This window comes from Pseudomonas umsongensis (assembly GCF_012647205.1).
Classification (GTDB): Bacteria; Pseudomonadota; Gammaproteobacteria; order Pseudomonadales; family Pseudomonadaceae; genus Aquipseudomonas; species Aquipseudomonas umsongensis.
Genome location: NZ_CP051487.1, coordinates 1,577,651 through 1,598,898 on the forward strand (window position 1 = coordinate 1,577,651; position 21,248 = coordinate 1,598,898).

The window sequence follows — 21,248 nt, forward strand, 5'->3', positions numbered from 1 at the left end:
CTCCGTTCAAATGAGCTCTGGGGTTCAGTTCAGGCAATCGGCGTGTCGACGCAGGTTCTGCCGGGCGTAGTAGTTAAAGGCGGCGGCATGGCGCTTGGGCCGGGCAATCCAGTCATGGGCTTCACGGCCCAGTTCGGGGATGATCGGCTTGATGGTTCCGGCGCTCATCGCCAGCAGCTGCAACCTGGCGGCGCGTTCGATCAGTTGGGCAATCACACAGGCCTCCTCGATGGTGGTGCCGGTGGACAACTGGCCGTGGTGGGAAAGCAGGATCGCGCGCTTGTCGCCCAAGGCGCCGGCAATCAATTCGCCTTCTTCATTGCCCACCGGTACGCCAGGCCAGCCTTCGAGAAACGCGCAGTCGTCATAGAGCGGGCAGAGGTCCATGTGGGAGATCTGCAGCGGCACTTCCAGCATCGACAACGCTGCGACGTGAGTCGGGTGGGTGTGAATGATGCAGTTCACATCTGGCCGGGCGCGGTACACCCAGCTGTGGAAGCGGTTGGCCGGGTTCGGCATGCCGTGGCCTTCGAGCACTTGCAGGTCTTCGTTGACCAGCAACAGGTTACCCGCAGTGATTTCGTCGAAACCCAGGCCCAGTTGTTGAGTGTAATAGGTGCCAGGCTGCGGGCCGCGGGCGGTGATTTGCCCAGCCAGGCCAGAGTCGTGGCCATTCTCGAACAGAATGCGGCAGGTCAGGGCCAGCTTTTGCCGATCGGTCCACGTATTATCCACAAGGGTGTTTTGCATCTGGTTCAGCGCTTGCTTGACCAACTGATCTTTGGGCAGTGCTAAAGTCTCGGCCATGTCGGTGTCCTCGTTGGCTGGGTCATGCATATGACACTAAAGATGCTATATGACACTTTGTGTCATGAGCAAGGACAATTCGTCACCATCCTCGATGGATTAATCGTTCTACATGTCTATCCGTTTGAAATTATTGAGAAAAAAACTTGGCGTAACCCTTGAGGCGCTGGCGGAAAAATCCGGCATGACCAAGAGTTATCTGTCGAAAGTCGAACGCGGCCTGAACACGCCGTCGATTGCGGCCGCATTGAAGCTGGCCAAGGCACTGAACGTAAAGGTCGAGGAGCTGTTTTCCGAAGATAAGGTGAGCCTTGACAGCTACAGCCTGGTACGCAGCCATGAGCGTCAGTCACTGGGTGCCAGCGACGACAATCCAGGCTACGCGGTACTGGCCCGTCAGGTCAGCGAACGCAGCTTGTTGCCGTTCATCATTTACCCGCCGACCGAGTTCACCGACAGAACCTTCAAGGAGCACCTTGGGGAAGAGTTCCTGTTTGTCCACGAAGGGCAGGTGGAGGTGGATTTTGTGAACGAGCGAGTGCTGCTCGGTCGTGGCGATGCGCTGCACTTCAACTCGCAGAAACCGCACCGGATCCGCTCGGTAGGCGAGGTGCAGGCGCAGTTGCTGGTGGTGGTGCATAGCCGCGAGGAATGAGTTGACTTCAAAGCTTCGCGAGCAGGCTCGCTCCCACAGGAGGAATGCATTCCATTGTGGGAGCGAGCCTGCTCGCGAAGGCATCAGCTCAAACAACTAAACTTCCACTGGAACCGCTAGCTTCGGGCTACCCAGCGCATGGGTCTTGGAATCAAAAAACTGCAACTCAACCCCAGTCCCCTCGAACAGCTTCGCGTAATGCCGCTTCTGGTGCTGGATGAACGCCTTGCTGCGCGGGTAAATCGAGATGGCCACCTTCTTCGGTTTCGCCAGGCGCAAGGCGTGCACGATGTGACTGTCCTGCTCGCCCAATGCATGCCCGAAAATACACAACCCGCCGCCATGGCCGAGTAACTGCTCGTAGCAGAACGACAGGTAATCGGAACTGCGGATGGTCTTGAGCTTGTCTGCGCTCGGCCCTTCATTGATGAACAACGGTACATCGTCGAGGGTCTTGATCGTGTTGTTGATGGCGAAATTGCCCAGCAACGTGCCTTCGGTCGACATCAATTTGCGCGCGGTGCCGTCCTGGTTGCGCACCAGGTGCAAACCGCCGTGCAAGTACAGCAAACGGGTCTTGTCGGTGGCGGTAACGCTCAGGTCGAAGACAGGTTCTGACCCCTGGAACAGATCGGTGATCGCCTCGGGTTGCTGCTGGATCGCCCAGTAATTGAGCAAGTCGTAGTTAGTGGTGAACACTGTACGATAACGGCCCAGTTCCTCACCGATGGTCGCCAGGCTCGAGGCTTCGACCAACCGCCACGGGATGTGGACGGCGTGCACGGTGTTGATCAGCGCTTCCTTGATCGCGTAGTAACGATTACGCGGTGCGGCAGAGCTGACGGCCAGGGCCTTGTTGACCCGGCTGGTGGTTTTCAAAGCGCTGAGTACCTGCTCGAAGCTGCGTGTCTGCAGCGCATCGAACACACTCAACTCGGATGGGCTGAGAGGTTTTTCTTCGACGGTGCGGGCGTTTTCGAACAGCGAGTCGTAACCGAAGTCATCCCACACCGCACGGCTGGCCCCATTACCCACCAGCAAACCGTCGAACGCAGCGCCGCTGCGCAAGACGTTCCAGTCTTCAAGTTGGGCGTCGACATCCTGGAAATCGGTCATTGCGGTGTTCATCTCGAAGCAAAAGGTCTGATGGGCGGCGACTTTATCATGGTCGAGCACTGAGCCTGGTCTGCATCACTCAGATCATCGCGCCAATCGCGGCAGCCGTCAGTTGATGGACGAATCCGCTCAGCGTCATCGCATAAGCACCGCCGACCGGCGCTGTTGTGGACTTGCCGCAGAAGCTGCGCACGCTCGACAAGTTCTGACGGTTACTGAATCCTGCAGCGCCTGCAGATAGCAATGCATTCCCCTGTGGGAGCCTGCTCGCGAAGACTGACTGGCAATCAACATTGAACGCTCGGTAACAGCTTCAACCCGCAGCCGCCAAAGACTTGGCCGGCATGGCCCCAAACTGAATCAACACCACACCGCCGATCAACAACATTGCCCCAGCCAATCGCGGCAAGGTGATTGGCCGCTCCTCCAACCCAAACCACCCAAAGTGGTCCAGCACCAGCGAGGCCACCACTTGCCCCGCCAACGCCAACGCCATGAATCCCGAAGCGCCAAGCTTGGGCAGCAATACCAGCGCCAGTGAAATAAAACACACCCCAAACGCACCACCGGCCCACATCCACAGCGGCGCCTTGCCGATGAACGCCATCGACGGCAATGGCAAACGCATCGCCAGCATGATCGGCAACAGCACCAGGATGCTCACCACCAATGAAGCGAGGGTCGCCCACAATGGATGACCCAGGCCGCGTCCCAGATTGGCATTGATCGCGCTCTGGAACGGCACCACCGCTCCGGCGAATGCAGCAAGCAACAACAGACCCGCCCAATGCAACGTACTCATATTCATTCTCCAACAGGTTTTGCTGGACTCTAGAGCATTCGTCGCGCAGATTTAAATTCCGTTTTGCTATCCAGAACATGCATCAGATGAATGATCTGCGGCGCATTGATCTCAACCTGCTGGTGATCCTCGACGCCTTGCTCAGCGAGCAACACGTGACCCGTGCGGCCGAGCGCCTGCACCTGAGCCAGCCTGCTGTCAGCCATGCCCTGGCACGCTTGCGCGATCTGCTCGGTGATCCGTTGCTGGTGCGCGCTGGCGCAAGCCTGGTGCCGACTCCACGAGCGCTGGAGGTGATGGCTCCGCTGGGTGAAGTGTTGGCCCAGGTGCAATCGCTGCTGGCACCGAATGCCTTTGATCCGGCCACGGCCAAACGCACTTTTCGCCTGGCGATGTCTGACTATGGCGCCGCCATCGTCCTGCCGGAATTGATTCGCACGCTGCGTCGTGAAGCGCCCGGCATCGACCTGCAGATCAGCCACGCCAGCCGTGAAGGCATGCTCGAAGGGGTGCTCAACGGTGATATCGATGCTGCCGCCGGGGTGTTTCCGGAAATGCCCAACGAGTTGCGCAGCACGCCGTTGTTCGAAGAGCACTATGTCTGCCTGCTGGACCGCAACAGCCTGGCTGACGCGAGCGTGCTCGAGCTTCGCACCTATTTGAGCCGCCCCCACGTCTTGTTGGAAATGCGTGGCAGCGGTACCCCGGAAATCGAGCGCGCCTTGACCCGCCTGCGCGAGCGTCGTCGAGTCGCCGTCAGCCTGCCGCACTGGAGCGTCGCCCCGCAGTTGATCAGCGGCACCGACCTGATCCTCACCGTCGCCTCTCGTGCCTTGCGCGATATCGACGAGCAGTCATTGATTATCGTGCCGCCGCCGTTTGATATCCCGTCGTTCACCTTTGTCCTGGCCTGGCACAAACGCCGGGGCAGCGACCAGGCGTTGAATTGGTTGAATGCGCAAATTGAGCGAGCCTCAGCTGATATAAACTGGCGCCCATTCACCCAAACAGCGCAAAAGGACTTCCCATGACTCCCTCCCTGCTAATGGCTGTTCTCGCCTCGGGCTTCATCTATGGCATCACGCCAGGGCCTGGGGTATTGGCGGTGTTCGGCATCGGCGCCGCCCACGGAAGGCGGGCGGGGGCGGGGTTTCTCTGCGGGCATTTGTTGGGCGACGTGGTCTGGTGCAGTACCGCATTGATAGCGATTGTCGGTGCGCGGGAAATCGGCAGCACGGCCTTCGATGTACTGGGCGTGCTCAGCGGGCTCTACCTGTTCTGGCTCGGCTGGCGTGCGGTGCGCGCGCGCCAGCGGGTGGGCGAGGCGCCGCAGGGGCCTGCGCGGCAGCCATTCTGGCACGGCATTCTGTTCGGCCTGACCAATCCGAAAGCTTACCCGGTGGCGGTGGCCACCTTCACTGCGCTATTGTCCAGCCGGGCAGAGTTGCTGAGCTGGTCGATGTTGCCGTGGCTGATCGTCTTGAGCTTCGTCGGCGGCCTGCTGGCCTACGCTATCCTCATCGGCATCGTTGGCGCGCGGCGCGTGCGCACCTTGTATCAACGCCATGAACTGGCTATCACCCGGTTATGCGGGCTGATGTTCATCGGTTTCGCCATCAACGCCCTGGCGCATGCACTGCCGGGGCTGGTGACGAACAAGGCGTGAGATTGAAGGGATGCGTCGGTTGTACCGTCGGCGCTCAGGCGCCTGACCGGTCAGGGAGAGTTTCCAATGGCTGCAATGTCCGGACAAAATCACGGCACCATGACCAGCACAAACTCCGCGCCGTTGGCGAGCTACATTGACCTCCTGCTGGACGCCGTTTGCGCGGTCGACAAACAAGGCCGCTTCGTATTTGTCAGCGCGGCGTGCGAGCGCATTTTCGGCTATACCCCCGACGAACTGATCGGCCAGCCAATGATCGATCTGGTGCACCCGGCCGATCGCCAGCGCACCCTCGACGCCGCGCGGGAAATCATGGGCGGCGAACCCAAGCTGAATTTCGAAAACCGCTACCTGCGCAAGGACGGCCGGGTGGTCAATATCCTGTGGTCGGCGCGTTGGTCGGAGGTCGACCAGCTGCGCATCGCCGTGGCCCGCGACATTACCGAGCGTAAGCTGGCCGAATCCCGACAAGCGGCGTTGTATGCGATTTCCGAAGCGGCACATGCCGCGGAAGACTTGCTGGCGTTGTTCAAGCGTATCCATCTGATCATCGGCGAATGGCTACCGGCGTTGAATTTTTCCGTGGCGCTGTATGACGAGCAGTGTGCGCAGCTGAATTTTCCCTATCACGTCGACGACCACGAACCGCATCCCGAACAGCCCGGAACCATCACCGCACGCCTTTGCGCGGAGGTCGTCCAAAGCGGCCTGCCGATCCTGCTGACGCCGGACCAGAGCGACCTGCCCTTGGAGTTCGAGTCGCTGGTGAGCGGGCAGCATTCGCCGTGCTGGCTGGGTGTACCGCTGAACTCGCAAAACGGCACGATTGGTGCCCTGATCGTCAAAAGCAAGCCGGGCGATGAGCGTTACACCGAACAGGACAAGGAGTTGCTGCAATACGTTTGCGCACAAGTCGCGACGGCGATCGAGCGCAAGCAATTGCACACGCGCCTGCAGCACATGGCCCAGTACGACCAGTTGACCCAGCTGCCCAACCGGGAACTGCTACGGGACCGACTGAAGCTGGCCTTGGCGTCGGCGCTGGAGGAGCGTGGACGTATGGCCCTGTTGTACGTCGATCTTGACCGCTTCAAACAAGTCAACGACACCCACGGTCACGCGGTCGGCGACATGTTGCTGCAAACCGTGGCCAATCGGCTCAAGGGCTGCGTGCGCGAAACCGACACGGTGGCGCGTATTGGCGGTGACGAATTCGTGGTGTTGCTGCACAGCATCCACGCCTCGGGGGATGCCGACTGTGTGGCCGGGAAAATTCGCCAGGTACTGTCTGCGCCCATGCGCCTGGACGGACACAGCTTGCATATCCAGCCAAGCATCGGCGTCGCCCAATACCCCGAACACGGCACTGAAGAAACGCAGCTGTTCAGGCACGCCGACGAGGCGATGTACAGCGCCAAGCGCGAGCAACACCTGCGGCTCGTTTGACATTATCGCCACCGTTCGTCGTGGCGATTCCAGCTTTTCTAAACCTTTTGATGGATGCAAATTCAGATTCTATGCGGGCAATGGCTCGCCGAGATCATCATCAAGAGGTAGAGAATCATGCCTAACTCAAGAAACTCGAGCTCGGGACACGCCAACGATCGAACGAAGACGTCTGAAGCCGGTCGTAAAGGTGGGAAAACCACGACCACGACTGTTGATAAAGACTCCACGAAGTCCGAGATGGGCCGCAAACCCGGCCAGAAATCCAAGTAATGGATGCAGATGGTTCTGATTGAGAAGCGGGAGCGAAAGCTCCCGTTTGAATTTTTACTGAGGAGGGCGCGACCATGAACCCTATGGCCACCCGATTACGCAACTGCGGTCTAGCCGCGTTACTGGGCCTGTGTGCCAACAGTGCCTTCGCCCAGACGCCCACCGAATTCATCAACGATGCGTCGGCCAAAGGCATCGCTGACATCGAAGCCAGCCGACTGGCGCACCAGAAGTCCGAATCCAAGGAGGTCAAGGACTACACCATCGTCGTGATCAACGATCGCACGACCGCCAACCAGCACCTGGCGAAAATCGCCAAGCAACTGGATCTGCCGGTGGCACCGCGTGAAGAAGTGATGGAAAAAGCCAAGGCGCTGATGCCGCAGGTCATGGAAGGCGAGACCTTCGACCAAGCCTACGCGGCCAGTCAGGTCAAGACCACCCAGGAAGCCATCGAGCAGCTGGAGCAAACGGCCCAGACCACTGACGTGCCGCAAATCAAGGCGTTCGCAGAAGAGACCCTGCCAAAGCTGCAGAATCACCTGCAAATGGCCAGGGCCTTGCAAGCCAGTCGCTAACGCTTCGCGTGCGTGGGTGACTTGCGGTCACCCACGCACTGTCGATCAGCATTTATTCAGATCCTGCTTGCCTTTCTCCTGGACCACGGTGCCATCAATGGAAATGGTCTGGCCTTCGCCAAGGCTGCGGTAGTGCTTTCTCAGTGCTTCCAGTTCCTTGAGGTCCAGGGCCTCGAGCCCGAGCATCGCGTTCTGTGCTTCTTTCGTCACTCGCAGCAACTCATCGACCTTCAGGTGCAGAATGTCCGTGTCGCGGTTCTGCGTGTTCTGGATCAGGAACACCATCAGGAAGGTGATGATGGTAGTCGAGGTGTTGATGACCAACTGCCATGTATCGTTGAAACCGAAGATCGGCCCACTGAATCCCCACAGCAAAATCAGGATGATCGCCCCGAGGAATGTCGAAGGGCTGCCGGTCCACAAAGCAAGTTTCTGTGCGATTTTTGCGAATTTCATGGCCGTTTTCCTTATAAGTGGGCGCCTGAATTTCAGACAGTGGCGGCGGGGTGAAAATTCGGCTTATTTCAGATCAAAAGATCGCAGCCTGCGGCAGCTCCTACGGGTTGATCCGATGTAGGAGCTGCCGCAGGCTGCGATCTTTTGATCTTGAAGTTTTGCCCATTGAAAGGCTCGCATTGGGTTGCTGGCGATGTATGGTTACGATTGAAATTTTTGCCCGTGCCGAAAAAACAAATGCACCGACAGGAGAACGCCATGAGTTGGTCCGCCAAACAATACGTCACTTTCGAAGATGAACGGACCCGTCCCGCCCGCGACCTGCTGGCCGCCATCCCCTCCGGTGCAGTGCGCTCGGCCATCGACATCGGTTGCGGTCCCGGTAACTCGACCGAGTTGCTGGTGGAGCGCTTCGCTGATGCCACAGTGCGGGGGCTGGACAGTTCGACCGACATGATCGAGGCCGCGCGCAAGCGCTTGCCACAGGTGCGCTTCGATGTCGCTGACATCGACACCTGGAATGACACTGGCCCATTCGATGTGATTTTTGCCAACGCGGTACTGCAGTGGGTGCCCGATCACGCAACGTTGCTGCCGGCGCTGGTGAGCAAGCTCGCACCTGGTGGCAGCCTGGCAATCCAGATGCCCGACAACCTCAATCAACCCTCACACCGCTTGATGCGCGAAGTCGCGGCGGAAGGTCCCTGGGCAGGCAAACTTGCTGAAGTCGCCGGACAACGCACGGAAATGGCCGATGCCAGCGCTTATTACTCGATGCTGAAAGCCTGTTGCACCCGCGTCGATGTCTGGCGCACCACGTACCATCATCCGTTGGCGGGCGGCGCGTCGGGGGTGGTGGAGTGGTTCAAGGGCAGCGGACTGCGGCCCTTCCTCGAACCGCTGGATGAGACCGAACGCACGCAGTTTCTGCAGCAGTATCAGGCTGCAATTGCACAAGCCTATCCGGCATTGGCCGATGGTTCGGTGCTGCTGCCATTCCCGCGATTGTTTCTGGTGGCGACGCGCTGATTTATCAATCAGCGCTGAACACTTACCAACATCATCAGGCGATCCCGCTTTTGGGTCAGTGTCGGTTGCGCGACGGCCTCGGCATCTGAGGGGCCCCATTCGTTGACGAAAAAACCGGCCGCGCGGGCCGGTTGATAGATCGCTGCAATCAGCTTATCAACGTTGTTGCAACACCTTGAGTGCTGCCGAAGCCAGGAAGCCCGAACGGCTTTTCTCTTCCGGGTGGTGCAGCACATACTCATCAATACGGTTGAGCAGGTAACCAGGCAGCGTGATGTTCAGCTTCTGGGCCTTGCCTAGATACTTGGTAACGTCGATGTCCACTAGTGCCCATGCGCACCCCGTGTACTTGGGATTGGCTGCGTGCAATGTCACTTTGTTCGCAGGAGGAATGGGTGAACCGCCTTCGGCCAGAATCTCGAAATGGCCTTCAATGGCTTCTCGGGCCATCGCCATCGCATCATCCAGATCTTCCCCGGCGGAAAAACAGCCGGGAATGTCAGGGACTTCAACGCCCCAGGCGTGCTCCTCATCTCCCATTGAAATCGCAATCGGGTAAAGCATTGTCATTGTCCTCCGAGGACTCAGCGCAGCATTAATCAGAGCAGCGCCTGTTGCAAAATTCTAATGGCCGTTTTCTTGAGAAGATCTTTCTTCGGGTGAGGGACGGTCACCAGCCCCGGTTTGGTCGGATGCTTGAAGTGATGGTGGCTGCCTCTTATACGTACCAGATACCAGCCGTCCGCAACGAGTTGGCTAATCAAAAATCGGCTATTCACAACACCTCCCTGTGGTGTGCTTGTGGTTACTATACCCACTGAATTTTTTTAATCAACACTATAACCACCAAAGTCTTCCTGGCTCGGTGGGGCAGCGATAGGAATCGAGTCTAGGAGGGCGATGCGAAAAAGCCTTGGACAACCCGAATGGATGTATTGCGAAGGTTTTCCTTTAGTCTTTCCAGCAGATGCTCCTGTGCTCTCTGGAAGGTCTTGAAACCGACTTGCTTTAACGAAATTCTTCACTGAGGCAAGAAAAACGCTAACGGAGCGTCGATCCTATGCGAAAACGCTAATGTAAGCAGAGCGGCTGGGGCACTGCAGTGGCGACCAGCGGAAATGACAAGCTGGAATCTCATCAAATTCCAGACACAAAAAAACCGGCTCTGAAGGCCGGTTTTTTTCTATATCTGCATCCCCCGTCAAAAAACAACGTGAGACAAAAAATTCGATTGGAGCGGGTGAAGGGAATCGAACCCTCGTTATCAGCTTGGGAAGCTGGAGTAATGCCATTATACGACACCCGCTCAGAGCGGTGACTTTGTACCAGATGTGCGCGTGGAAATGAAGTTTTTCTTTGCGTTTGATGGCTTTAGCTCGGGTGAATGACGTCCACAGACCGTGAGACGGTCATTCGCGGGCAAGCCTCGCTCCTACAGGGAAGGGTGGGGCTTGCTCGCGATGACGCTACTTCACAGGGACAATGCATGGCGGTCCTGAACGTGGTGGAAACGCGGTCGGCTTTCGTGCTGTGCTGGCTTCAGGAACCCCAGCAGTGCATTGCGGCTGTCTCGGCAGGCGGCTTTGTGCTCCATGTCGAGAAAATGGCCAGTTGCATCCAGGGTCGTGAAGGTGGCGTGTTGCACGTGGTCGGCGAACAACCGTGCGCCCTCGGCGGCGGTGTATTCGTCCCATTCGCCGTTCATGAACAGCACCGGTACGTTGATTTTCTGCGCCGCCTTGAAGAAGCACTGGCGATCGCTGTGCAGCAAGTCGTTGATGTGGAAATGCATCTGCCCGTATTCGTGATCGGCCAGGCTGCTGACGTGGCGGTAGTTGAAGCGCTTGAACAGCGTCGGCAAGTGTTTGCCGATGGTGCTGTTGACCAGGTTGCCGACCCGGTCGCCATCGCGGCTACCGAGGTAGTCGACTCCGCGCTCGAGGTAGTCGAGCATGTGCGCATTGATCTCCGGGGAGAACGAGCTGATCACGGCTTTTTCGATGCGCCGAGGTTGTTGGGCCAATGCGACCAGCGTCGCGGCGCCACCCCAGGAAAACGACAACACGTGCTCGGCGGCGAAGTGGTCGATCAGTTCCAGGAGGATCTGCCCTTCGACTTCCTTGGTCAGCAATTTCTCATGCAGGTTGTGGGCTTTGGATTTGCCCGCGTAGGGCTGGTCGTAGCAGACGACATTGAACTGCGGGTGGAGGTTTTTAACGGTTTGTGCAAACGACGCAGTCGTGGCAAGCGAGCCGTTGACCAGAATAATGGTCTTTTCTGCGGCGTCTGCGCGATAGAACTCCGTGTAAACCCGATACTGACCCTGTATATCCAACACAGCGATTTCTGGCCTCATGTCATAAGACTCCTGGCAAGCGGGTATGCGCGCAAATGAGATTGCACGAGCTTTGTGACAGGTAGGCATACGCCTTGAAATTGTTAGCCCATGTCGATCCATGCAGCCCGGTCGACGGGTATTGTTATTGGCGGGCAGTCTGCCGGGTGAGGCCGGAACCCAAGGGTTCCTACCGGCAAAAAGTTTCTTGGATGTAATCTGTGACTCATCGGTCACATTTCGGCCGACGTCCTGATTCAAGCAGGCGTCACGTCATCGCGCAAGTGTCTTTGGTAAATTGTTCGACAACTTCTGCTGAGCGGTAGATTGCTTAGATCAATTCGATCTCATGGTCGCTCAAAGGGCGGTATTCGCCGGGTTTCAGCGCGTTGTCGAGCGTCAGCGGGCCCATGCGTTCGCGGTGCAGGCGCGTTACTTTGTTGTTGAAGTGACCGAACATGCGCTTGACCTGGTGATACCGGCCTTCGACGATGCTCAGGCGCGCGCTTTTGGGGCCCAGAAGCTCTAGCCCGGCGGGTTGGGTGGTGAGGTCTTCGAAGGCGAAATACAGCCCCTCGCGGAATTTGACCGCGTATTCGGGGCCGATGTCCTGCTCGGTTTCAACGTAGTAGACCTTCGCCAGTTTGGTCTGTGGCTGGGTCAGGCGTCGCGACCAACTGCCGTCATTGGTGATCAGCATCAGGCCGGTGGTGTTGAAGTCCAGGCGGCCGGCGATGTGCAGGTCATCCTTGTCTGGCTCCGTGATCAGGTCCAGTACGGTGCGGTGTTGGGGGTCGCGAGTGGCGCTGACGCATCCGACGGGTTTATGCAGCATGAAGTGACGCAGCGCCTTGCCGGCTTGCAGCACTTCGTCGTCGACTTCGACGCGGCTGAATTCGCGGACGTCGGCGTGGGGATCGCTGACGGTCTGGCCGTCGATCCTGACGCGTTTTTCCACCAGCAACAGGCGCACCTGCTTTCGGTTGAAGCAGGGCAGGTTGCTGAGAAAACGGTCGACGCGCATGACTTGAAGATCGGTGAGTAAAGGGCGGCGTATCTTACGTGATCGGCCGGGCCGTTGCTTGCAACTGCGCCTCGACCTCGGCGCAACGCGGGCACAGGCAGGCTGCGTTGCGCAGCTCTGCAGGCAGCGCCTGGAGCACCGCCGGATCGATGCTGACGCCGTAGCACCAGCACGCCCTGTCCGCGGTTCGCGGGTCGGCCAGGGTGCAATCGTTGGGTGCGCCGCAAGCGGGGCAGAGGTCAGGCTTGGTCATAGACAGGGTGTGGGAGCTCCACGCAGGTTCGGTTGCGGCCCGATTGTTTGGCCCGATACATCGCATGATCGGCCCGCGACAGCAGGGTGTGCAAGGTGTCATCGGGTTGCAGGGAGGTCAGGCCGATGCTGACGGTCAGTTGCAAGCGGTTGCCATTGTACGCATATGGCTGGTGTTCCACATGCCGGCGTATTTTCTCGGCGATCACTTGACCCGTCTCTGCGTCGGTGTCCTTGAGCAGCACGATGAATTCCTCGCCGCCCCAGCGACTGACGATGTCGGAGTGGCGCAGGCAGCTTTCCAGGTCACGGGCGAAGCCGATCAGCACCTGATCGCCGGCCAGGTGGCCGTAGGTGTCGTTCAAGGCCTTGAAATGGTCCAGGTCCAGCAGCAACGCCGTCAGCGGCCTGGGTTCGCGCTGGGCTTCTTGCATCGCTTGCGCGGCCAGCAGGTCGAAGCCGCGACGGTTTGGCAGCTCGGTCAGGCTGTCGAGTGTCGCCTGGGTCTGGATCTGACTTTGGTAGCGATTGATCACGCGGTTGAGCAGGGCCAGCACGGTCAATGTGACCACTAGGCAAATCAGCAAGTTGAGGTACAACGAGCGACGGATGTCGTTGAGGTCGCCATCTTCGCGCTTATCGACGAACAGGTACCAGTTCAGCTCCGGGATGAACCGCACGTTGAGGAAATGCCCCTGGCCTTGGCCCGAGTATTCGTAGCTGCCGCTGTGGGGCTTGGGCAACTGATTGAGCAGGTTTTTCATGCTGTCGAGTTCGGCCAGGGTCTGCCCGGCCAGGGCACCTTGCGGTCCGCCCTCGGCCCCGGTGAGCACCAGGCGGCCGAAGGTGTCGACGAAGTACACGCTGCGCTGGTAGCGCTGCTGGTATTTGTCGATCAGCTTGATCACCGCGTCGACCGTCAGCCCGACACCCGCGGCGCCGATGAAGCGGTTGTGATAGTCGTAGACCTTGTAGTTGATGAAGACGGTCAGGTTGTCTTTGTTGGCGAGGTCCGGATCGACGTTGATCTCGTAGGGGTCTTTCATGTCACGGACACGAAAGTACCAGGCATCGCGGGGTTCGGTGGTCTTGACCTGCTTGAGCACGCCCTTGGCGTGGTAGTAGGTCAGGCTGGTGTCGGAGACGAAAAACGCCGTGTAGGCGCCGTAGTGGGTCATGACCTCGTTGAGGTAGCGGGTCATCTGGCCGGTGTCGCGCTCGCCATTGACCACCCAGTCGCGCATGAAGGTGTCGCGGGACATCATTGAGGAAATCAGGATTGGCCTGACCAGGTCTTTCTGGATTTCCGAGTAGACGGTGTCCGAGGTCAGCGGCAGTTCGGTATTGACGATGTTGTCGCGGATCGACGCGCGCGAGGCGTAGTAACTGAGAAAGGAGGTGGCCAGGAAGCCTGCACCCAGCAACGCGACCAGCGTGAGGACCAACGACCGTTGGGAATACAGCGGCGAGCGAAGCGGCATGGCAGTTCCATTGTCAGCTATCCGGTGGCGAGCATTCTAAGGACTGTCGGGGGAAATAGCTGCTCCATGTACGTCGCGAATGGTCGTTCCTGTGTTTTGACACAGATCGTTCCCACGCTCTGCGTGGGAATGCCTCAACGGACGCTCCGCGTTCGGCTCTGGAGGGGACGCGGAGCGTCCCGGGCTGCATTCCCACGCAGAGCGTGGGAACGATCTCACGTCAGGAGGTGTAGGTAGGCCCTCCAGCCGCCCAGGTGGCTGATATCCACCGCCCCCTCCAACCCATAGGCCTCACAGATGAACCCGCTTTCCCAGCGACCATCCGCCAGTTGCACCTTGCCCAAACCCAACGGTGCCGGTATGCCGGTCAGGAACGAACCCAGTTCGCTACTCGGCAGTTCCCAGACTTCCACGGCAATCGCCACACCGCCGTCCTTGACCCGAACCATGCCCGGACGAAACGGCGGGCCACCGGCCAAGGCATACAGTTGATAGTCGGGTGAGCTGAACGTACTTTCCACCAGGCGCGCGCCGCGCTGCTTGAGCTGCCAGTTCAACGCCAGGCCATCCAGGTGCGCGCCACAGACCACCAGCCGCGCCCGGTCATTGCGCGCAACAACCGTCGGTGCCGGTGCCGCCAATCCTTGCTGGCGCTGCAAGCCATCGGCCAGACTCAACAGGTATTGATCGGTGAACGCCCGTCCGAACAGGGTCACGCCCCAGGGCAAACCGTTGTCCATGAACCCGCTGGGCACGGCGATGGCGGCGTAGTCGAGCAGGTTCATGAAGTTGGTGTAGTAGCCCAGTTCGCTATTGCGCTGGACCGGTTCGGCGTGGAGTTCCGCCAGTGTGACCGGGCGGCCAATGGTCGGCGTGACTACGCAATCGAGGCCATCGAGTGCTTTGTCGCACAAGGCTTTCAGCGCTTGCAGGCGATACTGCGCGCGGAAGGTTTGCACGCCGTTGACCGCCGGCGCCTTGGCCAATACGGCGCGAATCACCGGCAACACGGCTTGCGGATTTTCTTCCATCAGCTCGCCGGCCACGCTGTAGCGCTCGGCTACCCAAGGGCCTTCGTAGAGCAGACGTGCCGCTTCGAGGAACGGCGACAGATCGAGCTCCACGGCGTAACCGCCCATGGCTTTGAGTTGCTCGACGGCGTCGGCGAACAATAACGGGCCTTCAGCGCAGCCGAAAAACTCCAGGTCTTGCGCCCGGGGCACGCCGAAACGGAAGGCACGCATGGCACCGAACGCCGAGCCGTCATTCCACGACGGATTGCTGCGGCTGTACTCGTCCCGTGGGTCGAGTTTGGCGGTCAATGCAAGCAACTGACTGGCCTCCCGGGCGGTTGCGGTGAACGTCGTCACGCAATCGAGGGTGCGACAGGCCGGCACCACGCCGGCGGTGGAAATCAGGCCCTTGGTGGCTTTCATCCCGACCAGATTGTTCAACGCCGCCGGCACGCGCCCGGAGCCCGCAGTGTCGGTGCCCAGGGAAAAACTCGCCACACCGAGCGCCACCGCCAGTGAAGAACCGGCGCTGGAACCACCCGACGGATACTCCGGCAACACACTATTGGAGCATGCGCCATAGGGCGAGCGAGTGCCGTTGAGGCCGGTGGCGAACTGATCGAGGTTGGTCTTGCCCAGGGGAACTGCGCCCAGCGCCAGCAGTTGCTCGACGATGGTCGCCGAACGTTGCGGTACGTAGGCGAATGCCGGACAGGCCGCCGTGGTCGGTATGCCCGCCAGGTCGATGTTGTCCTTGATCGCGAACGGCACGCCGTACAGCGGCAGGCTGTCGATGTCGCGGCCGTCGAGGGCGGCGAGGTAGGGCTCCAGTTCTTCGGCGCTGAGCAAGTGGATGAACAGGTGATAGTCCGGGTTCAGTGCCGCCGCTTTGTCCCGAAGGCCCGGCAGCAGTTGCCGGGGCGTGGTGCTGCCATCGCGGTAGGCGTTGCGCAGGGCGTCGAGTTGCAGATTGATGTTCATGGTATTTGTCCTTTCGAAATGGCTTCAGTCGAGTTCCAGCACCACGACGCGTTGTCCGGCACGCACCGCCGAACCTGGCTGCACGCGAATCTCACGCACCACGCCGGCCATCGGCGCGAGCAGCGGGATTTCCATCTTCATCGACTCCAGGATCACCAGCACGTCACCGGCCTCGACGCGATTGCCAGCCTGCACCTGAACCTGCCAGAGGTTGCCGGCGATATGGCTGTCGATGCTCTGCTGACCGTTGGCCAGAGGCGCGTCTTCGGCCACCTCCGGGGCCAATTCCTCGCTGTCGAAATGTGCCTGGCCGCTGGCGATCCAGCGTTCGCGTTCGGCATTGAATGCGCCTTTTTGCTGATCTCGAAACGCGTTGATGCCCTGGGCCTCCTGCGCCAGGAAGGCCTGGTAATCGGCGAGGTTCAGCTGACTGTGCTCGATGTTCAGGGGGAAGCGCCCGAGGGGGAAGTCCCGGCGAATGCGCAGCAGTTCATCGGCGCTGACCGGGTAGAAACGGATCTGGTCGAAGAAGCGCAGCAGCCATGGCTTGCCATCGAAGGCGGCGACTTCGCGATAGCGATTCCACATCTGCAGCGTTCGCCCGACGAACTGATAACCGCCGGGGCCTTCCATGCCGTACACGCACATGTAGGCGCCACCGATGCCCACCGAATTTTCCGCGGTCCAGGTGCGGGCCGGGTTGTACTTGGTGGTCACCAGGCGATGGCGCGGATCGAGCGGGGTGGCGACCGGTGCGCCGAGGTACACATCGCCCAGGCCCATCACCAGGTAGCTGGCGTCGAACACCGTGCGCTGCACCTCATCGAGGTTCGGCAGGTCGTTGATGCGGCGGATGAACTCCAGGTTGCTCGGGCACCAGGGGGCGTCCTTGCGCACGGTGGTCATGTATTTCTCGATGGCCAGCTGACAGGCCGGGTCGTCCCAGGACAGCGGCAGGTGGACGATGCGCGAGGGGACCTGCAGGTCCTTGGCGGCGCACACGGCGTCCCATTCGCCGGCAACGATGCCGAGCAAATCGGCAAGTGGCAATTGCTCGGGCTGGTAGTGCACTTGCAGCGAGCGAATGCCCGGGGTCAGGTCGATCACGCCGTGCAGGTGTTTGCTTTCCAGGGCTTGCATGAGGGCGTGGGCGCGAAAGCGCAGGACGAGGTCGAGTTCGGAGGCGCCGATTTCCAGGAGCAGGTGTGTATCCCCCGACAGCCGCGCAACTAGCCGCGTATCCTCCTGACCAATATCCAACACCACAGGCGACACAGCCCCCTGTGGGAGCGAGCCTGCTCGCGAAGAAGTTGATGCGGTGTCTGATCTGGCCCCTTCGCGAGCAGGCTCGCTCCCACAGGGGGTATTCCATTTCAAGGCGAGGTTGCGGGCAGTCTTGAGGTCGACCGGTTGGAACTGCACCTTGTCCCCAGCCTTGAGTTGCCCCAGCTGCCAAAGATCCGCCTCGATCACCGTCACCGGGCAGACAAATCCGCCCAGGCTCGGACCATCCGGGCCGAGGATCACCGGCATGTCGCCAGTGAAGTCCACTGCGCCGATCGCGTAGGGATTGTCGTGGATGTTCGACGGATGCAAGCCGGCCTCACCGCCATCGGCCCGCACCCATTCCGGCTTCGGCCCGATCAGCCGTACGCCGGTGCGGCTGGAGTTGAAATGCACTTCCCACTGGGTCGCGAAGAAGGTGCCGATGTAGTTTTCAGTGAAGTATTCCGGTGCACCATGGGGGCCGTAGATCACGCGTATCTGGCGTACGGCAGGCAACTCGCCGAGCTGATCGTCGGCCAGCCGCGCACCGACATTACGATCACTCAAGGCTGGCACATGCAACACGTCGCCGGCCCGCAGAGCACGGCCGCCATGCCCGCCAAACTGGCCGAGGGTGAAGGTACTCTTGCTGCCCAGGTAATCCGGAACCTGCAAGCCGCCGCGCACGCACAGATAGCTGCGCGCGCCAGCACCGGCAATCGTGCCGAGGCTCAACGTGGCACCGGCTGGAACCAACATTGCCGTGTTCATCGGCACGCTTTCGCCGTTCAGCGTCAGCGCAATCACCGCGCCCGTGACGGCAACGACCGCGTCGCAATTGAAGCGCAGCAAGGGCCCGCACATGGTGATTTCCAGCGCTGCGGCGCCTTCATCGTTGCCCAGCAGAAGGTTACCCTGGCGCAGCGCACGACTGTCCATCGGCCCCGACGGCGGCACGCCTACCGCCCAATAGCCGAGGCGACCGGGATAGTCCTGGACGCTGGTCTGGGTGCCAGCGCTGAGCACTTCGAAAGTGTTGGCCTGATACGCCAGGGCTTCCAGGCAACGGGTCCAGGGCTGACCGCTGGCAAAGGGCGCATCGAGCAGGATCTGCCTCAGGTAGTCCCGGTTGGTTTGCACCCCGTAGAGCAGGCTTTCGCCCAAGGCCTGATGCAGATCGGCTGCGGCTTGCTCACGGGTCGGGGCCCAACTGATGACCTTGGCGATCATCGGATCGAAGTAGGGCGGAATCTCACAGCCGGCTTCGACCCAGGTGTCGATGCGCAGTTCTACGCCGTTGGCCGGTGGAAAATGCACCGCCGTCAGCAAACCCGGACTCGGTTGAAAGTCGCGTCCTGGATCTTCCGCATACAACCGTGCCTGAATCGCATGACCCTGCGCTTTCAAACCCTGGCTCAACGCGCTCAACGGCGGCAGGTCACCCGCTGCCAGTTGCACCATCCAGCGCACCAGGTCGACGCCCCAGACTTGCTCGGTGACGCCGTGTTCCACCTGCAAGCGGGTGTTCACTTCAAGGAAATAGAAACGCTGGGCATCGCTGTCGAACACGAATTCGACCGTGCCGGCGCTGCGGTAATTCACCGCCTTGGCCAGTTTGATCGCCGCCGCGCACAGTTCATCGGCCATGCCTTCGGGCAGGTTCGGCGCCGGGGTTTCTTCGAGGACTTTCTGGTTGCGCCGCTGCACCGAGCAGTCGCGCACGCCGAGGGCAATCACCTCGCCACGGCCGTCACCGAATACCTGCACTTCCAGATGTCGGGCGCGCTGGATGTACTTCTCGATGAACACCCCGGCGTCGCTGAAATTGTTCTGGCCCAAGCGCTTGACCGCTTCGAAGGATTCGCTCAATTCGGCCGCGCTGCGGCACACGCGCATGCCGATGCCACCACCGCCGGCGGTGCTCTTGAGCATGACCGGATAACCGACTTGCGCGCCGGCGATCAGTGCCGCGTCAAGGCTGTCGAGCAGTTCGGTACCTTCGAGCATCGGCACGCCGTGTTGTTTGGCCAGGGCGCGGGCGGTGTGCTTGAGGCCGAATACGCGCAGTTGTTCGGGCGTCGGGCCGATAAAGGCAATGTCGGCGGCCTCGCAGGCTTCAGCGAACGCAGCGTTTTCCGAGAGAAAACCATAGCCTGGATGGATCGCGGTGGCGCCTGTGGCCTTGGCGACGGCGAGGATTTTTTCCACTGCCAGGTAGGTGCCGGCGGCTGCGCCTTCACCAAGGCTGTGGGCCTCGTCGGCTTGCAGGATGTGCAGGCTCGCGGCATCGGCTTCGGAATATACGGCAACGCCTGCAACCTGCAGTTCGCGCAAGGTGCGCAGGATGCGGCAGGCAATGGCGCCACGGTTGGCAATCAGGACTTTTTCGAACATGGCATAACCCCTGGAGGGGATGCGGGCCGTCCCGCAGTTTTTCGATGAGCGCCGGGGTCGTCCCCGACGGAAAAATCATTTTTTCTTCAAAACACCGCTGAACCCTTGTGGGAGCGGGCTTGCTCGCGAAAGCGGTGTATCAGTTGGCATTGATGTTTCTGACACACCGCATTCGCGAGCAAGCCCGCTCCCACATTTGGATTTGTGGCGGGCTTATTTTTTGAGGCACTGCCCTGAGCGGGCCTGGCACAGGGCAAACAACCATCGGCGCAAACGGCTCAGTTCCATACCAGCACCTGCGCAGGAGTCGGGTTGTAGGCGTTGCACGGGTTGTTCAGTTGCGGGCAATTGGAGATCAGCACGATCACGTCCATCTCGGCGCGCAGGTCGACGTATTTGCCCGGTGCGGAGATACCGTCCTCGAAGGTCAGCCCGCCGTCCGCCGTCACCGGTACGTTCATGAAGAAATTAATGTTAGGCCCGATGTCGCCTTTACCCAGGCGCCCGTCGTGAACGCAGGCGCGCAGGTAGTTGTCGCGGCAACTGTGCATGTAGCGTTTTTCCAGGGCGTAGCGCACGGTGTTGCTTTCTTGCGCGCAGGCACCACCGAGCGTGTCGTGGCGGCCGCAGGTGTCGGCGATGATCGTCAGCATCGGCTTGCCGAGGTTGGAATACAGCACGCTGCCGGTGCTCAGGTACACGCTGTTCTGGCGGCGCAACGTGCGTTGCACGTCGTAGCGCTCCCTGGGATTGGCGACGCTGTAGAACAGGGTGTCGACGGCCTGGTTGCCTTCCAGGTCGAGGATGCGCAGGGTCTGGCCGGCCTTGACCTCCATCAACCAGGGTTCGCCGGCGGGGATGGTGGCGCGGTAGACCGCGGTTTCGGGTAGCCTGCTCGTAGTAACGTCGGCAGTGGCGATTGCGAGTGACATGGCAGCGATCCTCAGGCGAACAGACGGTCGGTGTTGATGAAGCCGCGCTCGTTTTCCGGGCGCGAGGTGCGGCAGTGTTCGGCGACGCTGGGGTCGGCGTTCATCCAGCTGAGCTTCAGTGGTTTGGGGGCATATTCTGGCACCGGGTCCATCGGGTGTTGCAGGGCGGTGAGCACCACCAGGGTGTCCATCGGTGCGTACAACTCGATGTAGTCGCCAGCTTTGGAATTGCCTTCAACGAAGTGAAAGCGCCCGGCGTCGTCGACGTTCACCCGGCTGAACAGGTTGAGGGTCATCAGCAGGTCGGACAGGCCCAGCCCCCACTTGCCCAGCTCCACCAACAGGTTGTCGGTGCCGTTGCGGAAGAAGCCATTGCGCAGTTCCTGATAGCGGCCCTGGCCGTATTTTTCGGCCACTTCTTCAGCGCAGAGCACGCCGCCGAGGCTGTCGCTCCAACCGCAGGTGTCGGCGGTGATGGCGGCCAGTACGCGGCCCATGTCCGAGTACAGGCAATGGCCGGCGGTGAGCTTGGCGGTGTGTTGGCATTTGAGGCTGTCGGGCAGGTTCAGGCGTTCGGTTTTTTCGTTGGCGTTGAGCAACGTCAGGCTGACGTTGGCACCGCCGCGCAGGTCGGTCAGGCGCAGCAGTTGGCCGCGTTTGAGCACGAAGGAGCGATGGCCGCCGCCGGGTAGCATTTCTTCGGCGAAGGGCGGGAACAGTCGGGTCGAATCAGTCATTGTGC

21 protein-coding genes and 1 tRNA gene are annotated in these 21,248 nt (G+C 60.3%); 7 read left to right on the top strand and 15 right to left on the bottom strand.

Annotated elements, in window-relative coordinates; all coding sequences use genetic code 11:
• Window positions 1-24: 24 nt before the first annotated feature.
• On the bottom strand, window positions 25-807 hold the full coding sequence (locus HGP31_RS07100) for an aldolase (protein WP_020798387.1): 783 nt from the start codon (window positions 805-807) through the stop codon (window positions 25-27).
• A gap of 112 nt (window positions 808-919) precedes the next feature.
• On the opposite strand from HGP31_RS07100, the gene HGP31_RS07105 reads away from it, so the two are divergent.
• Window positions 920-1,462 (top strand): helix-turn-helix domain-containing protein, encoded by a 543-nt coding sequence (locus tag HGP31_RS07105; protein WP_020798388.1) that lies wholly within the window; start codon window positions 920-922, stop codon window positions 1,460-1,462.
• Window positions 1,463-1,558: 96 nt separating this feature from the next.
• Here the strand turns inward: HGP31_RS07105 and HGP31_RS07110 are convergent, their stop codons facing one another.
• Together HGP31_RS07110 and HGP31_RS07115 are read right to left on the bottom strand one after the other, a co-directional pair.
• Window positions 1,559-2,578: a DUF4917 family protein gene (locus HGP31_RS07110; protein WP_168757367.1), complete on the bottom strand. Its 1,020-nt coding sequence runs from the start codon at window positions 2,576-2,578 to the stop codon at window positions 1,559-1,561.
• Between the two features lie 313 nt (window positions 2,579-2,891).
• Complete coding sequence (locus HGP31_RS07115; RefSeq protein WP_168757368.1) at window positions 2,892-3,380, bottom strand: DMT family transporter; 489 nt, start codon at window positions 3,378-3,380, stop codon at window positions 2,892-2,894.
• 77 nt (window positions 3,381-3,457) lie between these two features.
• Between HGP31_RS07115 and HGP31_RS07120 the strand changes: the two genes are divergently transcribed.
• The 5 genes from HGP31_RS07120 (at window position 3,458) to HGP31_RS07140 (ending at window position 7,343) form a co-directional block, all read left to right on the top strand.
• A complete protein-coding gene (locus HGP31_RS07120; protein WP_168757369.1) occupies window positions 3,458-4,411 on the top strand; it encodes a LysR family transcriptional regulator in 954 nt (317 codons plus the stop codon).
• On the top strand, window positions 4,408-5,046 hold the full coding sequence (locus HGP31_RS07125; protein ID WP_033044291.1) for a LysE family translocator: 639 nt from the start codon (window positions 4,408-4,410) through the stop codon (window positions 5,044-5,046). Before HGP31_RS07120 ends, HGP31_RS07125 begins: the two co-directional genes overlap by 4 nt.
• Window positions 5,047-5,145: 99 nt before the next feature.
• Window positions 5,146-6,492, top strand: coding sequence for a sensor domain-containing protein (locus tag HGP31_RS07130; RefSeq protein WP_168759137.1), 1,347 nt, complete (start codon window positions 5,146-5,148; stop codon window positions 6,490-6,492).
• 117 nt (window positions 6,493-6,609) lie between these two features.
• Window positions 6,610-6,765 (top strand): stress protein, encoded by a 156-nt coding sequence (locus HGP31_RS30430; RefSeq protein ID WP_080725380.1) that lies wholly within the window; start codon window positions 6,610-6,612, stop codon window positions 6,763-6,765.
• A gap of 74 nt (window positions 6,766-6,839) precedes the next feature.
• Entirely contained in the window at window positions 6,840-7,343 is a 504-nt protein-coding gene (locus tag HGP31_RS07140) for a DUF4142 domain-containing protein (protein ID WP_020798396.1), read from the top strand.
• A 45-nt stretch (window positions 7,344-7,388) separates the two neighbouring features.
• Here the strand turns inward: HGP31_RS07140 and HGP31_RS07145 are convergent, their stop codons facing one another.
• Complete coding sequence (locus HGP31_RS07145) at window positions 7,389-7,799, bottom strand: low affinity iron permease family protein (protein WP_020798397.1); 411 nt, start codon at window positions 7,797-7,799, stop codon at window positions 7,389-7,391.
• A 258-nt stretch (window positions 7,800-8,057) separates the two neighbouring features.
• Between HGP31_RS07145 and tam the strand changes: the two genes are divergently transcribed.
• Window positions 8,058-8,828 carry a trans-aconitate 2-methyltransferase gene (gene tam, locus HGP31_RS07150; protein ID WP_020798398.1) on the top strand — a complete coding sequence of 257 codons (771 nt, stop codon included), beginning with the start codon at window positions 8,058-8,060 and terminating at the stop codon, window positions 8,826-8,828.
• Between the two features lie 156 nt (window positions 8,829-8,984).
• On the opposite strand, the gene HGP31_RS07155 is transcribed toward tam, so the two are convergent.
• The 11 genes from HGP31_RS07155 to HGP31_RS07205 form a co-directional block, all read right to left on the bottom strand.
• Complete coding sequence (locus tag HGP31_RS07155; RefSeq protein WP_020798399.1) at window positions 8,985-9,392, bottom strand: type II toxin-antitoxin system HicB family antitoxin; 408 nt, start codon at window positions 9,390-9,392, stop codon at window positions 8,985-8,987.
• A gap of 35 nt (window positions 9,393-9,427) precedes the next feature.
• Window positions 9,428-9,607: a type II toxin-antitoxin system HicA family toxin gene (locus HGP31_RS07160; protein ID WP_168757370.1), complete on the bottom strand. Its 180-nt coding sequence runs from the start codon at window positions 9,605-9,607 to the stop codon at window positions 9,428-9,430.
• A 453-nt stretch (window positions 9,608-10,060) separates the two neighbouring features.
• Window positions 10,061-10,134 (bottom strand) — tRNA-Gly (locus HGP31_RS07165).
• Between the two features lie 165 nt (window positions 10,135-10,299).
• On the bottom strand, window positions 10,300-11,184 hold the full coding sequence (locus tag HGP31_RS07170) for an alpha/beta fold hydrolase (protein ID WP_020798401.1): 885 nt from the start codon (window positions 11,182-11,184) through the stop codon (window positions 10,300-10,302).
• Window positions 11,185-11,494: 310 nt separating this feature from the next.
• Entirely contained in the window at window positions 11,495-12,187 is a 693-nt protein-coding gene (locus tag HGP31_RS07175; protein ID WP_033045509.1) for a pseudouridine synthase, read from the bottom strand.
• 34 nt (window positions 12,188-12,221) lie between these two features.
• Window positions 12,222-12,440: a cysteine-rich CWC family protein gene (locus tag HGP31_RS07180; RefSeq protein WP_020798403.1), complete on the bottom strand. Its 219-nt coding sequence runs from the start codon at window positions 12,438-12,440 to the stop codon at window positions 12,222-12,224.
• Complete coding sequence (locus tag HGP31_RS07185) at window positions 12,427-13,920, bottom strand: sensor domain-containing diguanylate cyclase (RefSeq protein WP_020798404.1); 1,494 nt, start codon at window positions 13,918-13,920, stop codon at window positions 12,427-12,429. Before HGP31_RS07185 ends, HGP31_RS07180 begins: the two co-directional genes overlap by 14 nt.
• A gap of 215 nt (window positions 13,921-14,135) precedes the next feature.
• Window positions 14,136-15,914, bottom strand: a complete 1,779-nt coding sequence (atzF, locus tag HGP31_RS07190; protein WP_020798405.1) for an allophanate hydrolase — start codon at window positions 15,912-15,914, stop codon at window positions 14,136-14,138.
• 24 nt (window positions 15,915-15,938) lie between these two features.
• A complete protein-coding gene (gene uca, locus HGP31_RS07195) occupies window positions 15,939-19,574 on the bottom strand; it encodes an urea carboxylase (RefSeq protein WP_168757371.1) in 3,636 nt (1,211 codons plus the stop codon).
• A gap of 278 nt (window positions 19,575-19,852) precedes the next feature.
• Window positions 19,853-20,506 (bottom strand): urea amidolyase associated protein UAAP2, encoded by a 654-nt coding sequence (locus tag HGP31_RS07200; protein WP_020798407.1) that lies wholly within the window; start codon window positions 20,504-20,506, stop codon window positions 19,853-19,855.
• Window positions 20,507-20,517: 11 nt separating this feature from the next.
• Window positions 20,518-21,243, bottom strand: coding sequence for an urea amidolyase associated protein UAAP1 (locus HGP31_RS07205; protein ID WP_020798408.1), 726 nt, complete (start codon window positions 21,241-21,243; stop codon window positions 20,518-20,520).
• Between the last annotated feature and the right edge of the window lie 5 nt (window positions 21,244-21,248).

Coding starts and splice junctions, on each gene's coding strand:
- uca (WP_168757371.1), bottom strand. CDS start 19,574: ATGTTCGAAAAAGTCCTGATTGCCAACCGTGGCGCCATTGCCTGCCGC.
- HGP31_RS07100 (WP_020798387.1), bottom strand. CDS start 807: ATGGCCGAGACTTTAGCACTGCCCAAAGATCAGTTGGTCAAGCAAGCG.
- HGP31_RS07155 (WP_020798399.1), bottom strand. CDS start 9,392: ATGCTTTACCCGATTGCGATTTCAATGGGAGATGAGGAGCACGCCTGG.
- tam (WP_020798398.1), top strand. CDS start 8,058: ATGAGTTGGTCCGCCAAACAATACGTCACTTTCGAAGATGAACGGACC.
- HGP31_RS07140 (WP_020798396.1), top strand. CDS start 6,840: ATGAACCCTATGGCCACCCGATTACGCAACTGCGGTCTAGCCGCGTTA.
- HGP31_RS07130 (WP_168759137.1), top strand. CDS start 5,146: ATGACCAGCACAAACTCCGCGCCGTTGGCGAGCTACATTGACCTCCTG.
- HGP31_RS07115 (WP_168757368.1), bottom strand. CDS start 3,380: ATGAGTACGTTGCATTGGGCGGGTCTGTTGTTGCTTGCTGCATTCGCC.
- HGP31_RS07205 (WP_020798408.1), bottom strand. CDS start 21,243: ATGACTGATTCGACCCGACTGTTCCCGCCCTTCGCCGAAGAAATGCTA.
- HGP31_RS07185 (WP_020798404.1), bottom strand. CDS start 13,920: ATGCCGCTTCGCTCGCCGCTGTATTCCCAACGGTCGTTGGTCCTCACG.
- HGP31_RS07180 (WP_020798403.1), bottom strand. CDS start 12,440: ATGACCAAGCCTGACCTCTGCCCCGCTTGCGGCGCACCCAACGATTGC.
- HGP31_RS07145 (WP_020798397.1), bottom strand. CDS start 7,799: ATGAAATTCGCAAAAATCGCACAGAAACTTGCTTTGTGGACCGGCAGC.
- HGP31_RS07125 (WP_033044291.1), top strand. CDS start 4,408: ATGACTCCCTCCCTGCTAATGGCTGTTCTCGCCTCGGGCTTCATCTAT.
- HGP31_RS07120 (WP_168757369.1), top strand. CDS start 3,458: ATGCATCAGATGAATGATCTGCGGCGCATTGATCTCAACCTGCTGGTG.
- HGP31_RS07170 (WP_020798401.1), bottom strand. CDS start 11,184: ATGAGGCCAGAAATCGCTGTGTTGGATATACAGGGTCAGTATCGGGTT.
- HGP31_RS07110 (WP_168757367.1), bottom strand. CDS start 2,578: ATGACCGATTTCCAGGATGTCGACGCCCAACTTGAAGACTGGAACGTC.
- HGP31_RS07105 (WP_020798388.1), top strand. CDS start 920: ATGTCTATCCGTTTGAAATTATTGAGAAAAAAACTTGGCGTAACCCTT.
- HGP31_RS07200 (WP_020798407.1), bottom strand. CDS start 20,506: ATGTCACTCGCAATCGCCACTGCCGACGTTACTACGAGCAGGCTACCC.
- atzF (WP_020798405.1), bottom strand. CDS start 15,914: ATGAACATCAATCTGCAACTCGACGCCCTGCGCAACGCCTACCGCGAT.
- HGP31_RS07175 (WP_033045509.1), bottom strand. CDS start 12,187: ATGCGCGTCGACCGTTTTCTCAGCAACCTGCCCTGCTTCAACCGAAAG.
- HGP31_RS30430 (WP_080725380.1), top strand. CDS start 6,610: ATGCCTAACTCAAGAAACTCGAGCTCGGGACACGCCAACGATCGAACG.